Here is a 15,414-nt window from a genome sequence, read left to right on the forward strand (position 1 = left end):
CTGTCCTCTTGAATGCCGCCGACAACTGGCGTATCAACGTTGCACGCTACCCGCCCACCGAGTGCGCGCCATGTCCCAGGATTTCTACTTTCTGTTGATGCCGGGTTTCTCGGCCATCGGGTTCATCTCCGCGATAGAGCCGCTGCGGGTGGCCAACCGCTTTCGCGGCGAGCTGTACCGCTGGCACGTACTGAGCGCCGACGGCGGGGCGGTGCTGGCGAGCAACGGCATGTCGGTGAACGCCGACGCGGCGCTGGAGCCGCTGAAGAAAGGCGCGACGCTGCTGGTGGTGGCCGGGTTCGAACCCTTGAAGTTCGCCACCCCCGCGCTGGAGCACTGGCTGCGGCGCCTGGACAACGAAGGCGTGACCCTGGGCGCCATCGACACCGGCAGCTTCGTCCTGGCCGAGGCCGGCCTGCTCGACGGCCACCGCCTGACCCTGCACTGGGAGGCCATCGACGCCTTCCGGGAGTCCTATCCGCAGTTGAGCGTCACCCAGGAGCTGTTCGAGATCGACCGCCGTCGCATCACCTCGGCCGGCGGCACCGCGTCCATCGACCTGATGCTCGACCTGATCGCCCAGGCCCACGGCCCGCAACTGGCGATCCAGGTCAGCGAGCAATTTGTGTTGGGAAGGATTCGTCCGCGCAAAGACCACCAGCGCATGGAAGTCGCCACACGCTACGGCATCAGCAACAAGAAGCTGGTGCATGTGATCGGCGAGATGGAGCAGCACAGCGAACCGCCGCTGACCACCCTGGAGCTGGCGGAATCGATCAAGGTGACGCGGCGCCAGCTGGAGCGCCTGTTTCGGCTGCACCTGAACGACACACCGAGCAATTTCTATCTGCGGCTGAGGCTGGAAAAGGCCCGGCAGTTGTTGCGCCAGACCGACATGAGCGTGCTGGAAGTCAGCATCGCCTGCGGGTTTGAGTCACCGTCGTATTTCACCCGCAGCTACCGGGCACGGTTTGCCCGCTGTCCAAGGGAAGACCGGCGCACCGCCCAGGCCTGAGTGGTCGCACGCAAGACCAATGTGGGAGCCGGCCTGCCGGCGATGGCGGTGAGTCAGGCAATCGGGATGTCGGCAGTGCCGGCCTCATCGCTTGCAGGCAAGCTCCTACAGGTTCTGTGGTGTGCGGGGATCCAATGTGGGAGCCAGTCGGCAAGGTTAATTTTTCAGCAACGCCGCGCACGCCGTCCTGTACGCCTCATGCTGATACTTGTTCAGCGTCCCCGGCAGCTCGACGTTGTGCTTCTTGGCCTGGGCGTTGACGGTCTGCGGCGACAGCAGCGTCACCTCGCAGCCGTCCAGCAACTGGAACACGCCCTCGATCTTGAACGTGGTCGGCCCGCCGGCGAACTCGCCCTTCTTGCTGCGTTTCTTGATCGCGATCCGATCAATGGCGTTTTCCCGCACGAACGAAGCCACCTGCGCGGCAAATACTTTGACGTTGGCCGCCTCGTCGTCATCGTCCAGCACAATTTTCTTGGTGTTCAGAGCGACATGGCTCAGCGCCGGACCGTCGAGGGACGCCACGGCGATGATCGCTTCGCTGCCTTTGATTTCGATGCCGCAGATGTTCATGAGTTGACCTGATTGGTGGTGAAAAAGGTGCATTTCGCTAGGTGGTTTTTTCTGCCTAGCTATTGAGTAGCTTGTTAGGTTCGGCGATGCAGGTCCATCAACTGTTTTATTGTTTGGTGCATGGGCTGCAATTGCGAAATTTCAATCTGGAGTTTGAGCAGGCTGGCTTCTTTGATTTTTAGTTCAATATCGTTTGCAGCCTCATTTGGAAGCTGGATTTTTTTGTACCACCACTTGAAACCGAAATATGGGCAGCCAATTGCAAATACCACATATACCCACAGAATCCAAAGTGCCCCTGAGGCCTCAAAAATTTTGATATCTCTGCTTGTTTGACTTTTAAGGGTGTACTCAGTGCGCTTCATAGTTTCTTCGTGGTTTTTAAGAGCCTGCTCTAGAAATTTTCTTTCTTGATCCGGATTGAAGTTTTCCGGTACCCACTCTAGCTTGTTCTCTCCGGTGTCTTTTGTGTCAAGAGAGGCAAGCCTGCGAGTGATATCTAATTCAATATTTTTTGAAAAGTAGTAGTGCTGGTTGTCCCGTGACTCTTCGTCAAGCTTAAAGTTGATGTAGCCAAACCAGGCGAAGAGAAGTAGCAGCCCGAGTAAAAGCCAGAGTCCAAAAATGGCCATGAATTTATAAAGATTATCTGTAGGGGGCGATGGAAGCCATTGCATTGAGTGCACCGATCCTTGATGGGGTGTGAGTAACGCCCTAAATAACTGTCAATCGATGACGTAATGTCCGATTGGATTCAGCTTTTACTGACGTTACTTCCTATGCTTCGAATTTCACTCCTGCCCGATTGACTCCAGAAACTCCGACCGCTCGTCGCTCATCCGCGCCACGCAGTCGTTCTGCGCGATCTTGAACGCCTTGCTGCCTTCGGTGGCCGGGAAGGCCTCGACGGCGCAGTCGGCGTCGCGGGTCTTGAGCCATTGCTGTTGGGCGGCCTTGAGCTTGGCGCTGATGTCGGCCAGTTGCCCGGCGTTCTTGCCGTAGGCGGTCTGCATGCGCTCGTTCAGGCTCTTGTAGTTGTCCTTGAGCAGGTCTTCGGCGGTGGTGCGGCTGTAGGTGGAGCATTCCAGGGTCTGGACGTCGTTTTCCACCGCGTCGCACGGGTTGCTGTCGGACTCTTCGGCGGCGTGTGCGCCGGTCGCAATCAGGGCCAGGGCCAGGAAGATCGATTTCATTGGGGTCGCCGCTCTAATCCAGTGGTGTGTGCGAGATGCGCAAGATTCTGGCTCAAGCTCGCGGGCTTGAACAGGTGGCCGGTCGGGCCGGTCGGCGACCCTTTGTCGCGGATTGACGCTTTCGGTGATTCCCCTGTCGTTTTTGCACCGGAACGACCCGGGCCCTAGGCATATGCTGGCCCCAAAGCGCCGGCAGACGATTCGGCGCAGGAATCGCCAATAAGGGGACAGCCTGATGAGCCCAGCCGAACTACACGCCGACAGCATCGTTATCGACGGTCTGATCATTGCCAAATGGAACCGCGAGCTGTTCGAAGACATGCGCAAGGGCGGTCTGACGGCGGCCAACTGCACCGTGTCGGTGTGGGAGGGTTTTCAGGCCACGGTCAACAACATCGCCGCCAGCCAGAAGCTGATCCGCGAGAACAGCGACCTGGTGATGCCGGTGCGCACCACCGCCGACATCCGCAAGGCCAAGGAGCTGGGCAAGACCGGCATCCTCTTCGGCTTCCAGAACGCCCACGCCTATGAGGACCAGATCGGCTACGTCGAGGTGTTCAAGCAGCTGGGCGTGGGCATCGTGCAGATGTGCTACAACACCCAGAACCTGGTGGGCACCGGCTGCTACGAGCGCGACGGCGGCCTGTCGGGCTTCGGCCGCGAGATCGTCGCCGAGATGAACCGCGCCGGGGTGATGTGCGACCTGTCCCACGTCGGCTCCAAGACCAGCGAGGAAGTCATCCTCGAGTCGAAGAAGCCGGTCTGCTATTCCCACTGCCTGCCGTCGGGGCTCAAGGAGCACCCGCGCAACAAGTCCGATGCGGAGCTGAAGTTCATCGCCGACCACGGCGGCTTCGTCGGCGTGACCATGTTCGCGCCGTTCCTGGCCAAGGGCATCGACTCGACCATCGACGACTACGCCGAAGCCATCGAATACACCATGAACATCGTCGGCGAAGACGCCATCGGCATCGGCACCGACTTCACCCAGGGCCACGGCCAGGACTTCTTCGAGTACCTGACCCACGACAAGGGCTACGCCCGCCGCCTGACCAACTTCGGCAAGATCATCAACCCGCTGGGCATCCGCACCGTCGGCGAGTTCCCGAACCTGACCGAAACCCTGCTCAAGCGCGGCCACTCCGAGCGGGTGGTGCGCAAGATCATGGGCGAAAACTGGGTGAACGTCCTCAAGGACGTCTGGGGCGAGTAAGCCGCTTCCCGAATACTTTCCCCCGGCCGTCCGCGCCGGGGGCAACACCAAAATTTTTCTGGAGTTAAGTTTCCATGGCCAAGATCGCCCCGCAATTGCCAATCGAAGTCGACAGCGAGACCGGTGTCTGGACCTCCGACGCCCTGCCGATGCTGTACGTGCCGCGCCATTTCTTCGTCAACAACCACATGGGCATCGAGGAAGTGCTGGGCGCCGAAGCCTATGCCGAGATCCTCTACAAGGCCGGCTACAAGTCCGCCTGGCACTGGTGCGAGAAAGAAGCCGAATGCCACGGCCTGGAAGGCGTCGCGGTGTTCGAGCACTACATGAAGCGCCTGTCGCAGCGCGGCTGGGGCCTGTTCAAGATCCAGGACATCGACCTCGACAAGGGCACCGCCAGCGTCAAGCTCGAGCACTCGGCGTTCGTCTACGTGTACGGCAAGGTCGGGCGCAAGGTCGACTACATGTTCACCGGCTGGTTCGCCGGTGCGATGGACCAGATCCTCGCCGCCCGCGGCAGCAAGGTCCGCACCGTGGCCGAGCAGGTCTACGGCGGTTCCGAAGAAGGCCACGACGACGGCCTGTTCACCGTCAAGCCGTTGTAAGTCGAGGAATCCGCCATGGCTTTCGAAGCAATGTTCCAGCCGATCCAGATCGGCAAACTGACCATCCGCAACCGCGTGCTCAGCACCGCGCACGCCGAGGTCTATGCGACTGACGGGGGCATGACCACCGAGCGCTACGTCAAGTACTACGAAGAGAAAGCCAAGGGCGGCATCGGCCTGGCGATCTGCGGCGGTTCGTCGGTGGTGGCCATCGACAGCCCGCAGCAATGGTGGAGTTCGGTGAACCTGTCCACCGACCGGATCATCCCGCACTTCCAGAACCTGGCCGACGCCATGCACAAGCATGGCGCCAAGATCATGATCCAGATTACCCACATGGGCCGCCGTTCCCGCTGGGACGGCTACAACTGGCCGACCCTGATGTCGCCGTCGGGCATCCGCGAACCGGTGCACCGCGCCACCTGCAAAACGATTGAGCCGGAAGAGATCTGGCGGGTGATCGGCAACTACGCGCAAGCGGCTCGCCGGGCCAAGGCCGGCGGCCTGGACGGCGTCGAGCTGTCGGCGGTGCACCAGCACATGATCGACCAGTTCTGGAGCCCGCGGGTCAACAAGCGCACCGACGAATGGGGCGGCACCTTCGAGGGCCGCATGAAGTTCGGCCTGGAAGTGCTCAAGGCCGTGCGCGCCGAGGTCGGCGACGACTTCTGCGTGGGCATGCGCATCTGCGGCGACGAGTTCCACCCGGACGGCCTGTCCCACGAGGACATGAAGCAGATCGCCAAGTACTACGACGACACCGGCATGCTCGATTTCATCGGCGTGGTGGGCTCGGGCTGCGACACCCACAACACCCTGGCCAACGTGATCCCGAACATGAGCTACCCGCCGGAGCCGTTCCTGCACCTGGCGGCCGGGATCAAGGAAGTGGTCAAGGTACCGGTGCTGCACGCGCAGAACATCAAGGATCCGAACCAGGCCACGCGCATCCTCGAAGGCGGCTACGTGGACATGGTCGGCATGACCCGCGCCCACATCGCCGACCCGCACCTGATCGCCAAGATCAAGATGGGCCAGGTCGACCAGATCAAGCAGTGCGTGGGCGCCAACTACTGCATCGACCGCCAGTACCAGGGCCTGGACGTGCTGTGCATCCAGAACGCCGCGACCTCGCGCGAATACATGGGCGTGCCGCACATCATCGAGAAGTCCGCAGGGCCCAAGCGCAAGGTGGTGATCGTCGGTGCAGGCCCCGCCGGGATGGAAGCCGCCCGGGTGGCGGCCGAGCGCGGCCACGACGTGACCCTGTTCGAGAAGAAGGAATTCATCGGCGGCCAGATCACCACGGCGGCCAAGGCGCCGCAGCGTGACCAGATCGCCGGCATCACCCGTTGGTTCCAGCTGGAGCTGGCGCGCCTGAAGGTCGACCTGCGCCTGGGCGTGGCGGCGGATGCGCCGACCATCATGGACCTGCGCCCGGACATCGTGGTGCTCGCCGTCGGCGGCCATCCGTACCTGGAGCAGAACGAGCACTGGGGCGCCGCCGAAGGGCTGGTGGTCAGCAGCTGGGACGTGCTCGACGGCAAGGTCGCGCCGGGCAAGAACGTACTGGTCTACGACACCATCTGCGAGTTCACCGGGATGTCGGTCGCCGATTTCCTCGCCGACAAGGGCAGCCAGGTCGAGATCGTCACCGACGACATCAAGCCGGGCGTGGCCATCGGCGGCACGTCGTTCCCGACCTACTACCGCAGCATGTACCCCAAAGAAGTGATCATGACCGGCGACATGATGCTGGAGAAGGTCTACCGCGAGGGCGACAAGCTGGTGGCGGTGCTGGAGAACGAGTACACCGGCGCCAAAGAGGAGCGGGTGGTGGATCAGGTGGTCGTCGAGAACGGCGTGCGCCCGGACGAAGAAATCTACTACGCGCTCAAGGAAGGCTCGCGCAACAAGGGCCAGATCGACGTCGAGGCACTGTTCGCGATCCAGCCGCAGCCATCGCTGAGCCAGGCGGGGGACGGCTACCTGCTGTTCCGCATCGGCGACTGCGTGGCCCAGCGCAATACCCACGCCGCCATCTACGACGCCCTGCGTCTCTGCAAGGATTTTTGAGGGCAGCTTCAAGCTGCAGGCTGCAAGCGGCAAGATTGGGCGTAGCGCCATACTTTGCTTTTTCTTGCGGCTTGTAGCTCGTAGCTTGCGACTCACTTGAGGTGATTTCGCATGTTGAGCACTGTTCTTCCTATCCTGCTCGTCACCGCTGTTTTTCTTGCGGTGCTGGGCGCGTTGCGGCGGGTGGCCATGTGGCGCCGGGGCCGTGCCTCGAAGGTCGACCTGATCGGCGGCCTGTTCGCCATGCCCAAGCGCTACATGGTCGACCTGCACCACGTGGTGGCGCGGGACAAATACATCGCCAACACCCACGTCGCCACGGCGGGCGGGGCGGTGGCGTCCATCGTGCTGGCGATCCTGGTGCACGGCTTCGGCCTGCACAACCGCATCCTCGGCTACGCGCTGCTGCTGATGACGGCGGTGATGTTCGTCGGCGCGGTGTTCGTCTACCGCCGCCGGCTCGACCCTCCGTCGCGCCTGTCCAAGGGCCCGTGGATGCGCCTGCCGAAAAGCCTGCTGGCGTTCTCGGCCTCGTTCTTCCTGGTGACCTTGCCGGTGGCCGGCCTCCTGCCGGAAAACTTCGGCGGCTGGGTGCTGGCGGCCTTCCTGGGCGTCGGCGTGCTTTGGGGCGTGTCGGAGCTGTTCTTCGGCATGACCTGGGGCGGGCCGATGAAGCACGCCTTCGCCGGTGCCCTGCACCTGGCCTGGCACCGCCGCGCCGAACGCTTCGGCGGCGGTCGCTCCACCGGCCTCAAGCCGCTGGACCTCAACGATCCCGATGCGCCGCTGGGCGTGGAGAAACCGAAGGATTTCACCTGGAACCAATTGCTCGGCTTCGACGCCTGCGTGCAGTGCGGCAAGTGCGAAGCGGCGTGCCCGGCGTTCGCCGCCGGCCAGCCGTTGAACCCGAAGAAGCTGATCCAAGACATGGTCGTCGGCCTGGCCGGCGGCAGCGACGCGCAGTTCGCCGGCAGCCCGTATCCGGGCAAACCGGTCGGCGAGCATTCGGGCAATCCGCACCAGCCGATCGTCAACGGCCTGGTGGACGCCGAGACCCTGTGGTCGTGCACCACCTGCCGCGCCTGCGTCGAGGAGTGCCCGATGATGATCGAGCACGTCGATGCCATCGTCGACATGCGCCGTCACCTGACCCTGGAGAAGGGCGCGACCCCGAACAAGGGCGCTGAAGTCCTGGAGAACCTGATCGCCACCGACAACCCCGGCGGTTTCGCCCCGGGCGGACGGATGAACTGGGCGGCGGACCTGAACCTCGACGTGCTCGGCGAGAAGAAATCCACCGACGTGCTGTTCTGGGTCGGCGACGGCGCCTTCGACATGCGCAACCAGCGCACCCTGCGCGCCTTCGTCAAGGTGCTGAAGGCGGCGAAGATCGACTTCGCCGTGCTGGGCCTCGAAGAGCGCGACAGCGGCGACGTGGCCCGGCGCCTGGGCGACGAGGCGACGTTCCAGCTGCTCGCCAGGCGCAACATCCAGACCCTGGCCAAGTACCGCTTCAACCGCATCGTCACCTGCGACCCGCACAGCTTCCACGTGCTGAAGAACGAGTACGGCGCCCTCGACGGCAACTATCTGGTGCAGCACCACAGCACTTATATGGCGGAGCTGATCGGCAACGGCGCGCTGAACCTGGGCCAGCACAAGGGCGACAGCGTGACTTACCACGACCCGTGCTACCTGGGCCGCTACAACGGCGAGTACGAAGCGCCGCGCCAAGTGCTGCGGGCCCTGGGCATCGAGGTCAAGGAAATGCAACGTTCCGGCTTCCGTTCGCGCTGCTGCGGCGGCGGTGGCGGGGCGCCGATCACCGACATTCCGGGCAAGCAGCGGATCCCCGACATGCGCATGGAAGACATCCGCGAAACCGGCGCCGCGCTGGTGGCCGTGGGGTGCCCGCAGTGCACGGCGATGCTTGAAGGCGTGGTCGAACCGCGGCCGCTGATCAAGGACATCGCCGAGCTTGTGGCCGACGCGCTGCTGGAAGAGTCCGCCTCGGGCAAATCGGCCGCCCCGGCCAAACGTGAACCTGCGGAGGCCCACTGATGAGCGACATTATCCGCCGCGACCCGCGCGCAGAACGGATCGCCCGCAACCGCCTGCACCCGCTGCACGCGGCCATGCAACCGGCGCAGCACAGCTGGATGGGCCCCCACGGGATCGTCCGCAAGAACCCCCACGGCGTCGGCTTCATCGGCCCCAACGGCATCAAGCGCATCGACCGCAGCGGCGCCCAGCAGGGTGGGGCGGTCAAGCGTTCGGCCGCGGTGGACGTGCAATTGCCGCTGCACCAGGTGCCGACGCCGGCGTTCTACATCAGCGTGGTGCCGGACATGGTCGGCGGCCGCCTGAGCAGCCACGACCGCGATCTGCTGGGCCTGGCCCGTCAGTTGGCCGGTCAGGACGGCGCGGTGCTGGCCGTGGTGTTCGGCGAACACAAGGAAAGCGCTTTCGCCACAGCGGGCGTCGACCGCCTGCTGGTGCTCGACGGCGAGCAGTTCAGCGGTTATGCACCGGAGCAACGGGTGCAGGGCCTGCGGGCTGTGGATAACCAATTCGGCCCGCGCCATTGGCTGCTGCCGGACAGCCGCAGCGGCGGCGGTGAACTGGGCCGGCGCTTTGCCGCGGCACTGGGCGAACGCCCGGCGACGCGGGTGTGGCAAGTCAAGGATCAGGAATGCACCGGCCGGGCCGGGGCGGGCCTGCAAGACCTCGTCCGGCCGCTGGCGCGGTTGATCCTGGCCTCGGCCGAATGCGCCGAGCCGGTCAGCGAAACCCGTCACGAGGCCCTGCCGGTGGAGTTATCCACAAGCGTGGCCCGCAGCCTGTCGCGTATCGAGGATCTGGGCGCGGTGGCGGTGGATCCGGCGGCGATCCCGATGGCCGAGGCGGAGTTCATCTTCTCCGGCGGCAACGGGGTCAAGGACTGGGATCTTTTCCACAGGACGGCCGCCGCCCTCGGCGCCACCGAAGGCGCTTCGCGGGTGGCGGTGGACGACGGCTTCATGTCCCGCGACCGGCAGGTCGGCGCGTCCGGCACCTGGGTCACCGCGCGGGTATACGTGGCGGTGGGGATTTCCGGGGCGATCCAGCACCTGCAAGGCATCGGTGCCTGCGACAAGGTGGTGGCGATCAACCTCGACGCCGGCTGCGACATGATCAAGCGCGCCGACCTGTCGGTGATCGGCGAGAGCGCCGAGATCCTGCAGGCCTTGATCGCGGCGGTAGAGGCCTGGCGCAACGACGCCAAACGTGATGCGGCTTGAGGAAAGGGTCATGAACGCAAAAGTCATCAGTCTGGTTTCAATCGGCGCCCACCCGACCTCGGGCCGGCCGCGCCGCGCCGAGCAGGACGCCCGGGCCGTGGAGCTGGGCCTGCAACTGGCCGGGGACGGCCTGCAAGTGCTGCACGCCGGCGACATCGCCGAGCCGGCGCTGCGCGCCTACCTGGGCATGGGCCTTGAACAGATGCACGTGCTGGAGCAGCCGGCGGGGGCGGACGCGCTGCCGGCGCTGACCGACTACCTGCGCGGGGCCGGCGCCCAGGTGGTGCTGACCGGCAGCCAGGCGGAAACCGGCGAAGGGTCGGGGATGTTGCCGTTCCTGCTGGCCGAAGGGCTGGGCTGGCCGCTGGTGGTGGGGCTGGCGCAGGTCGAGTCGATCGACGGCGGCTCGGCGCTGGTGCTGCAGGCGTTGCCGCGCGGGCAGCGCCGGCGGCTGAAGGTGCGCCTGCCGTTTCTGGCCACTGTGGATAACGCTGCGCCCAAGCCCCGGCAAAGCGCCTACGGGCCGGCCCGGCGCGGTGTGCTGCAACCTGAAGATGTCGAAGTGGTGGACGACGGACTGTTGGCGGCGGCGACGCTGCAACCGGCCAAGCCGCGCCCGAAGCGGCTGAAGGTGATCAAGGCCAAGAGCGGCGCCGACCGGATGAAGGCCGCCACGGCCAAGGCCAGCGGCGGGGGCGGGCAGGTGCTCAAGGGCGTCAGCGCCCAGGCGGGGGCCGAGGCGATCCTCAAGCTGCTGATCGAGGAAGGTGTGGTTCGTTGAATCCCTTGGGGGCGCAGCGGCGCTCTCACCTGACGCTATCGCGGGCAAGCCCGCTCCCACAGTTTTTGCAGGTGAACACAGTATCTGTAGGCACCTTGGATTTCTGTGGGAGCGGGCTTGCCCGCGAAGAGGCCCCGACAGGCGCCACCGCTTCGCATGACACGCGCATCGCGGGCAGGTTTACTCACAATCCCTGTTGGCGATTCTGTGGATAACATGTTCGCCCCTCCCCAGACCCCGCGCCAATCAAGCCCTGCAGCCCTGCGATCAAAAAATGATCAGCGTAAGTCACGGTTTTTCCGGCCTTTTTTCCGAGACGGGCAGCGAAAGTTTCCCCCAATCTCTGTTGGCCCTTTTGTGGATAAGATGTTCGCTTACGGCTGAAAGCCCCGCAGAGCGTGGCCTGTAGGTGATTGATCAAAAAGTATCCAATCCGCTCGTCTCCGGCGTAAAACGTCCTCGACAGCCGGTTTATTCAACATCCTGAGCGTTTTTCCACAGCGACCGTCAAGTTACCCCCGAACTCTGTTGGCGCTTCTGTGGATAAGGTGTTTGCCACACGCTGGAAGCCAATGAACACGTGGCCTTCAAAGAATTGATCAAAAAGTGATCATTTGCCGCGTTCACGTATCGACTTGAAAAAGCCGCGATTTTTCTTGGGCAAACGGCCGTTTCCCTTTCAGGTTTTCCCCAGTTGTCCCCATTTGCTGTGGGTGGTCGTGTGGATAACTTGTTCGCCAAACCCCGAAAGCCCCGCCGGACTTAGTCCAAACGGCAATTGATCAGATTTCATACAGTTCTAAGGGCCTGCCTTGACTTAGATCCGGCGCCTGTCTTCACTCCAATGGCACAAGGACAGCCGTCACTTATCCACATCCGGTTCAGGGAGAACGCGTGATGGGTAGCCATTCACTCCCCCAGCCCTCCGATCCCTGTGTGTCCCGCATTGCGTGGCCGGCACCCCGGCCGCGCAAACGCACGCTGCGCCGCGCCGCCAACCAGCGCGCCCGTCTTTAGCGCCTTTGCGATGCCCACTGCCCAAACCGCTGTACTGCCGCCGGCAACGTCCGGAGGCCAGGTGCCGTTCGCCCCATGATCGCAGGCAGCCGCAGAGTTGCCCCGTCAGCCTGAGAGAGGAACCTACCCATGTCACGGATCGCAACGCCCATCAGTGAGATCAAGGAACACTACGACGTGATCGTCATCGGTTCGGGGTACGGCGGCGGCATCGCCGCCTCGCGCCTGTCCCGGGCCGGCAGGAAGGTCTGCCTGTTGGAGCGCGGCCGGGAAATCCGCCCCGGCGAGTACCCCAACACCATGATCGCCGCCACCGAAGAGCTGCAGGTGCACGACCCCGATGGCCACATCGGCTCGCGCACCGGGCTGTTCGACCTGCACGTCAACGCCCAGCAGAACGTGGTGGTCGGCTGCGGCCTGGGCGGCACATCGCTGATCAACGCCAACGTCTCGCTGGAGCCTGAGCCGGGCGTGTTCGAGGATCCGCGCTGGCCGCCGGAGGTGCGCGCGCACCGCGACACCCTGCTCAAGGACGGCTACGCCCGGGCCCGCGAGATGCTCAAGCCCAACCCTTACCCCGCCACCGCGCCGAACCTGCCCAAGCTCGACGCCAACAAGAAGTCCGCCGATTTCCTCAAGCAGGGCGCGCATTTCTACAAGCCGCCGATCAACGTGACCTTCGACAAGCTGCCCAACAACACCAACCATGTCGGCGTCGAGCAACTGCCGTGCAACCACTGCGGCGACTGCGTGTCGGGCTGCAACAACAAGGCCAAGAACACCACGCTGATGAACTACCTGCCGGACGCCTGGAACCACGGCGCGGAGATCTTCTGCCAGGCCGAAGTGCGGCACCTGGAGCGGGACGGCGACGGCTGGATCGTGCACTTCCAGTACCTGGACAGCGGCCGCGAGAAGTTCTCGGCGCCGACCCTGTTCGTCAAGGCCGACATCGTCGTGGTGTCCGCCGGCACCCTGGGTTCCACCGAGATCCTGCTGCGCTCGCGGGACAAGGGCCTGGTCATGTCCGGCCAACTGGGCGAGAACATGAGCGGCAACGGCGACATCCTCGGCTTCGGCCACAACTGCGAGCAGACCATCAACGGCATCGGCTTCGGCGCGCACTCGGCCAAGGAACTCAAGCCGGTGGGGCCGTGCATCACCTCGATCATCGACATGCGCACCGAAGGCGACGTCAGCAGCCGCATGGTCATCGAGGAGGGCTCGATCCCCGGTGCCCTGGGCCGGCCGATGGTGCCGGCCATGGCCGGGTTCGCCGAGGCGATCGGCAAGCCCACCGACGACAGCTTCAGCGGCAAGGTGAAATACAAGGAACGCGAAGCCGAAAGCTTCCTGCGCGGCCCGTACTACGGCGCGCTGCACAACATGCAGACCTACCTGATCATGAGCCACGACAGCGGCCAGGGGCGGATGGTGCTCGACAGCAAGGATCAGCTGCGCATCGACTGGCCCGGCGTCGGCGAGCAGGAGAACTTCAAGATCGGCAACGAGCGCCTGCACCAGAGCACCAAGGCCCTGGGCGGGATCTGGGTGGAGAACCCGATCTGGACCAAGCTGCTCAAGCACAGCATCGTGTCGGTGCACCCGCTGGGCGGCTGCGTGATGGGCCAGGACGCGGCGCAAGGGGTGGTCAACCACAAGGGCCAGGTGTTCAGCGGCGCCAGCGGCACCGACGTCTACGCCAGCCTGTACGTGACCGACGGCGCGGTGATCCCGACCTCGCTGGCGGTCAATCCGCTGCTGACCATCTCCGCCGTGAGCGAGCGCAACATGGGCCTGCTGGCCGCCGACCGCGGCTGGCACATCGACTACACCTTGCCGTCGGCGCCGCGCAAGCAGGTGGCGCCGCCGACCCTCGGCGTGCAGTTCACCGAGACCATGAAAGGCTACTTCTCCCGGGCGTTCACCGCGGCGCAGAGCACGGACCTGAAGGTGTACGAGGCGGCGGCCAAGCGCGGCGAGGCGGACAACTCGCCGATCGACTTCACCCTGACCATCACCGCCAACGACCTCAACCGGATGATCAAGGAGCCGACGCACGCCGCGACGATCGTCGGCACGGTGATCGCCCCGGCGCTGTCGCCGCAGCCGCTGACCGCCAGCAACGGCGTGTTCAACCTGTTCGAGCAGTTCGAGCAGCAGGTCGACACCCGGCACATGAAGTACGACATGAAACTCACCGCCGAGGACGGCAACGACTACTTTTTCAGCGCGTTCAAGACCGTGCCGGAGGACAACGGCGTGCTGAACGTCTGGCACGACACCAGCACCCTCTACGTCACCCTGTACCGCGGACCGGACAAGTCCGGCGAGGTGATCGGTTCCGGGGTGATGCACATCAAGCCGGCGGACTTCGCCAAGCAGATGACCACCATGAAAGTGCTCAACGCGCGCAACGAGCGCGAGCGCATCGAGGGCCTGGCGCGGTTCGGCAAGTTCTTCGCCGGGATCCTCTGGGAGAGCTACGGCGGGGTGTTCGCCGGGGACATCTACTTCAACCCCGACGCGCCGCCGCGGCTGAAGCGGCCGCTGGACGCGCCGACCCCGGACGTGCATTTCTTCCCCACCGAGGACGGCGTCCAGCTGCGCCTGACCCGCTACCGGGCCGGCAGCAAGGGCCCGGTGATGCTGGTGCATGGGCTGGGCGTGGGCTCGAACATTTTTTCCACCGACACCATCCAGACCAACCTGCTGGAGTTCCTGTGCAAGCACGACTATGACGTGTGGCTGCTGGATTTCCGGGTGAGCATCCTGCTGCCGGCGAGCAAGAAGGAATGGAACGGCGACCAGATCGCCCAGTACGACTTCAAGGCCGCCATCGGCCAGATCCGCCGCGAGACCGGGGCCAAGGACGTGCAATGCGTGGTGCACTGCTACGGCGCGACCACGTTCTTCATGTCGCTCTTGGCCGGCCTGCAGGATGTGCGCTCGGTGGTCTGCTCGCAGATCGCCGCCGACACGGTGGTCGCCACCGCCACGGGGCTCAAGGCCGGGCTGCACCTGCCGGGCATGCTCGACGCCATCGGCGTCAAATCCCTCACGGCCTACGCCGACAGCAAGGAGAACTGGTTCAACAAGCTGTACGACAAGGCCCTCAACGGCTACGCCAGGATCGAGGCCCAGGGCTACTGCACCAACCCGGTGTGCCACCGCATCACGTTCATGTACGCCTCGCTGTACCGCCACGACACCTTGAACGAAACCCTGCACGAGAACCTGCATGAGCTGTTCGGCGAGTCGAACATGCAGACCTTCGAGCACCTGGCGCTGATCGTGCGCAAGGGCCACCTGGTGGACTTCAAGGGGCACGACGTGTACATGCCGCACTTCGAGCGGCTGAGCATGCCGATCTGCTTCATCAGCGGCGCCGACAACCAGTGCTACCTGCCGGAAAGCACGCTCAGGACCTACGAGCGGGTGTGCAAGGCGCACGGGCCGGAGCGCTACAGCCGGCATGTGGTGCCAGGCTACGGCCACATCGACTGCATGTTCGGCAAGAACGCCGTGGTGGACGTGTACCCGATCATCCTTGAACACCTGGAGAAGACCGCCCTCGGTTGATCTCAGACCGAGTCGACTGCATCGCTGGCGAGCCAGCTCCCACATTGGATGGTGCCAGGCACCGATCCTGTGAACGCC

Annotated in this window: 11 protein-coding genes; 8 read left to right on the plus strand and 3 right to left on the minus strand. The window is 64.2% G+C overall.

Annotated elements, in window-relative coordinates:
* Positions 1-70 precede the first annotated feature (70 nt).
* Complete coding sequence (locus tag KVG96_RS26785) at positions 71-1,015, plus strand: GlxA family transcriptional regulator (RefSeq protein WP_217894696.1); 945 nt, start codon at positions 71-73, stop codon at positions 1,013-1,015.
* A 156-nt stretch (positions 1,016-1,171) separates the two neighbouring features.
* Here the strand turns inward: KVG96_RS26785 and KVG96_RS26790 are convergent, their stop codons facing one another.
* From KVG96_RS26790 to KVG96_RS26800, 3 genes are all read right to left on the minus strand, one after another.
* Complete coding sequence (locus KVG96_RS26790) at positions 1,172-1,588, minus strand: DUF3010 family protein (RefSeq protein ID WP_217894697.1); 417 nt, start codon at positions 1,586-1,588, stop codon at positions 1,172-1,174.
* Between the two features lie 74 nt (positions 1,589-1,662).
* The gene (locus KVG96_RS26795; protein ID WP_217894698.1) at positions 1,663-2,265 is read right to left on the minus strand and encodes a hypothetical protein; all 603 of its coding nucleotides are present in this window, start codon (positions 2,263-2,265) and stop codon (positions 1,663-1,665) included.
* 114 nt (positions 2,266-2,379) lie between these two features.
* Complete coding sequence (locus KVG96_RS26800; RefSeq protein ID WP_217894699.1) at positions 2,380-2,781, minus strand: lysozyme inhibitor LprI family protein; 402 nt, start codon at positions 2,779-2,781, stop codon at positions 2,380-2,382.
* A 235-nt stretch (positions 2,782-3,016) separates the two neighbouring features.
* Between KVG96_RS26800 and KVG96_RS26805 the strand changes: the two genes are divergently transcribed.
* The 7 genes from KVG96_RS26805 to KVG96_RS26835 all read left to right on the plus strand — a co-directional run bounded on the left by KVG96_RS26805 (position 3,017) and on the right by KVG96_RS26835 (position 15,336).
* Positions 3,017-3,994, plus strand: coding sequence for a dipeptidase (locus KVG96_RS26805; RefSeq protein WP_085580657.1), 978 nt, complete (start codon positions 3,017-3,019; stop codon positions 3,992-3,994).
* Between the two features lie 74 nt (positions 3,995-4,068).
* Positions 4,069-4,599, plus strand: coding sequence for a DUF5943 domain-containing protein (locus KVG96_RS26810; RefSeq protein ID WP_085580655.1), 531 nt, complete (start codon positions 4,069-4,071; stop codon positions 4,597-4,599).
* Between the two features lie 15 nt (positions 4,600-4,614).
* Complete coding sequence (gene dgcA, locus KVG96_RS26815; protein ID WP_085580653.1) at positions 4,615-6,675, plus strand: dimethylglycine demethylation protein DgcA; 2,061 nt, start codon at positions 4,615-4,617, stop codon at positions 6,673-6,675.
* A gap of 111 nt (positions 6,676-6,786) precedes the next feature.
* Positions 6,787-8,736 carry a dimethylglycine demethylation protein DgcB gene (dgcB, locus tag KVG96_RS26820; RefSeq protein ID WP_217894700.1) on the plus strand — a complete coding sequence of 650 codons (1,950 nt, stop codon included), beginning with the start codon at positions 6,787-6,789 and terminating at the stop codon, positions 8,734-8,736.
* A complete protein-coding gene (gene etfA, locus KVG96_RS26825; RefSeq protein ID WP_217894701.1) occupies positions 8,736-9,956 on the plus strand; it encodes an electron transfer flavoprotein subunit alpha in 1,221 nt (406 codons plus the stop codon). Before dgcB ends, etfA begins: the two co-directional genes overlap by 1 nt.
* Positions 9,957-9,966: 10 nt before the next feature.
* Positions 9,967-10,737 (plus strand): electron transfer flavoprotein subunit beta, encoded by a 771-nt coding sequence (etfB, locus tag KVG96_RS26830; RefSeq protein WP_085580647.1) that lies wholly within the window; start codon positions 9,967-9,969, stop codon positions 10,735-10,737.
* Between the two features lie 1,146 nt (positions 10,738-11,883).
* Positions 11,884-15,336 carry a GMC family oxidoreductase N-terminal domain-containing protein gene (locus KVG96_RS26835; RefSeq protein ID WP_217894702.1) on the plus strand — a complete coding sequence of 1,151 codons (3,453 nt, stop codon included), beginning with the start codon at positions 11,884-11,886 and terminating at the stop codon, positions 15,334-15,336.
* Positions 15,337-15,414: the final 78 nt, after the last annotated feature.

Origin of the sequence: Pseudomonas ekonensis (assembly GCF_019145435.1) — a bacterium.
GTDB classification, from domain to species: Bacteria; Pseudomonadota; Gammaproteobacteria; order Pseudomonadales; family Pseudomonadaceae; genus Aquipseudomonas; species Aquipseudomonas ekonensis.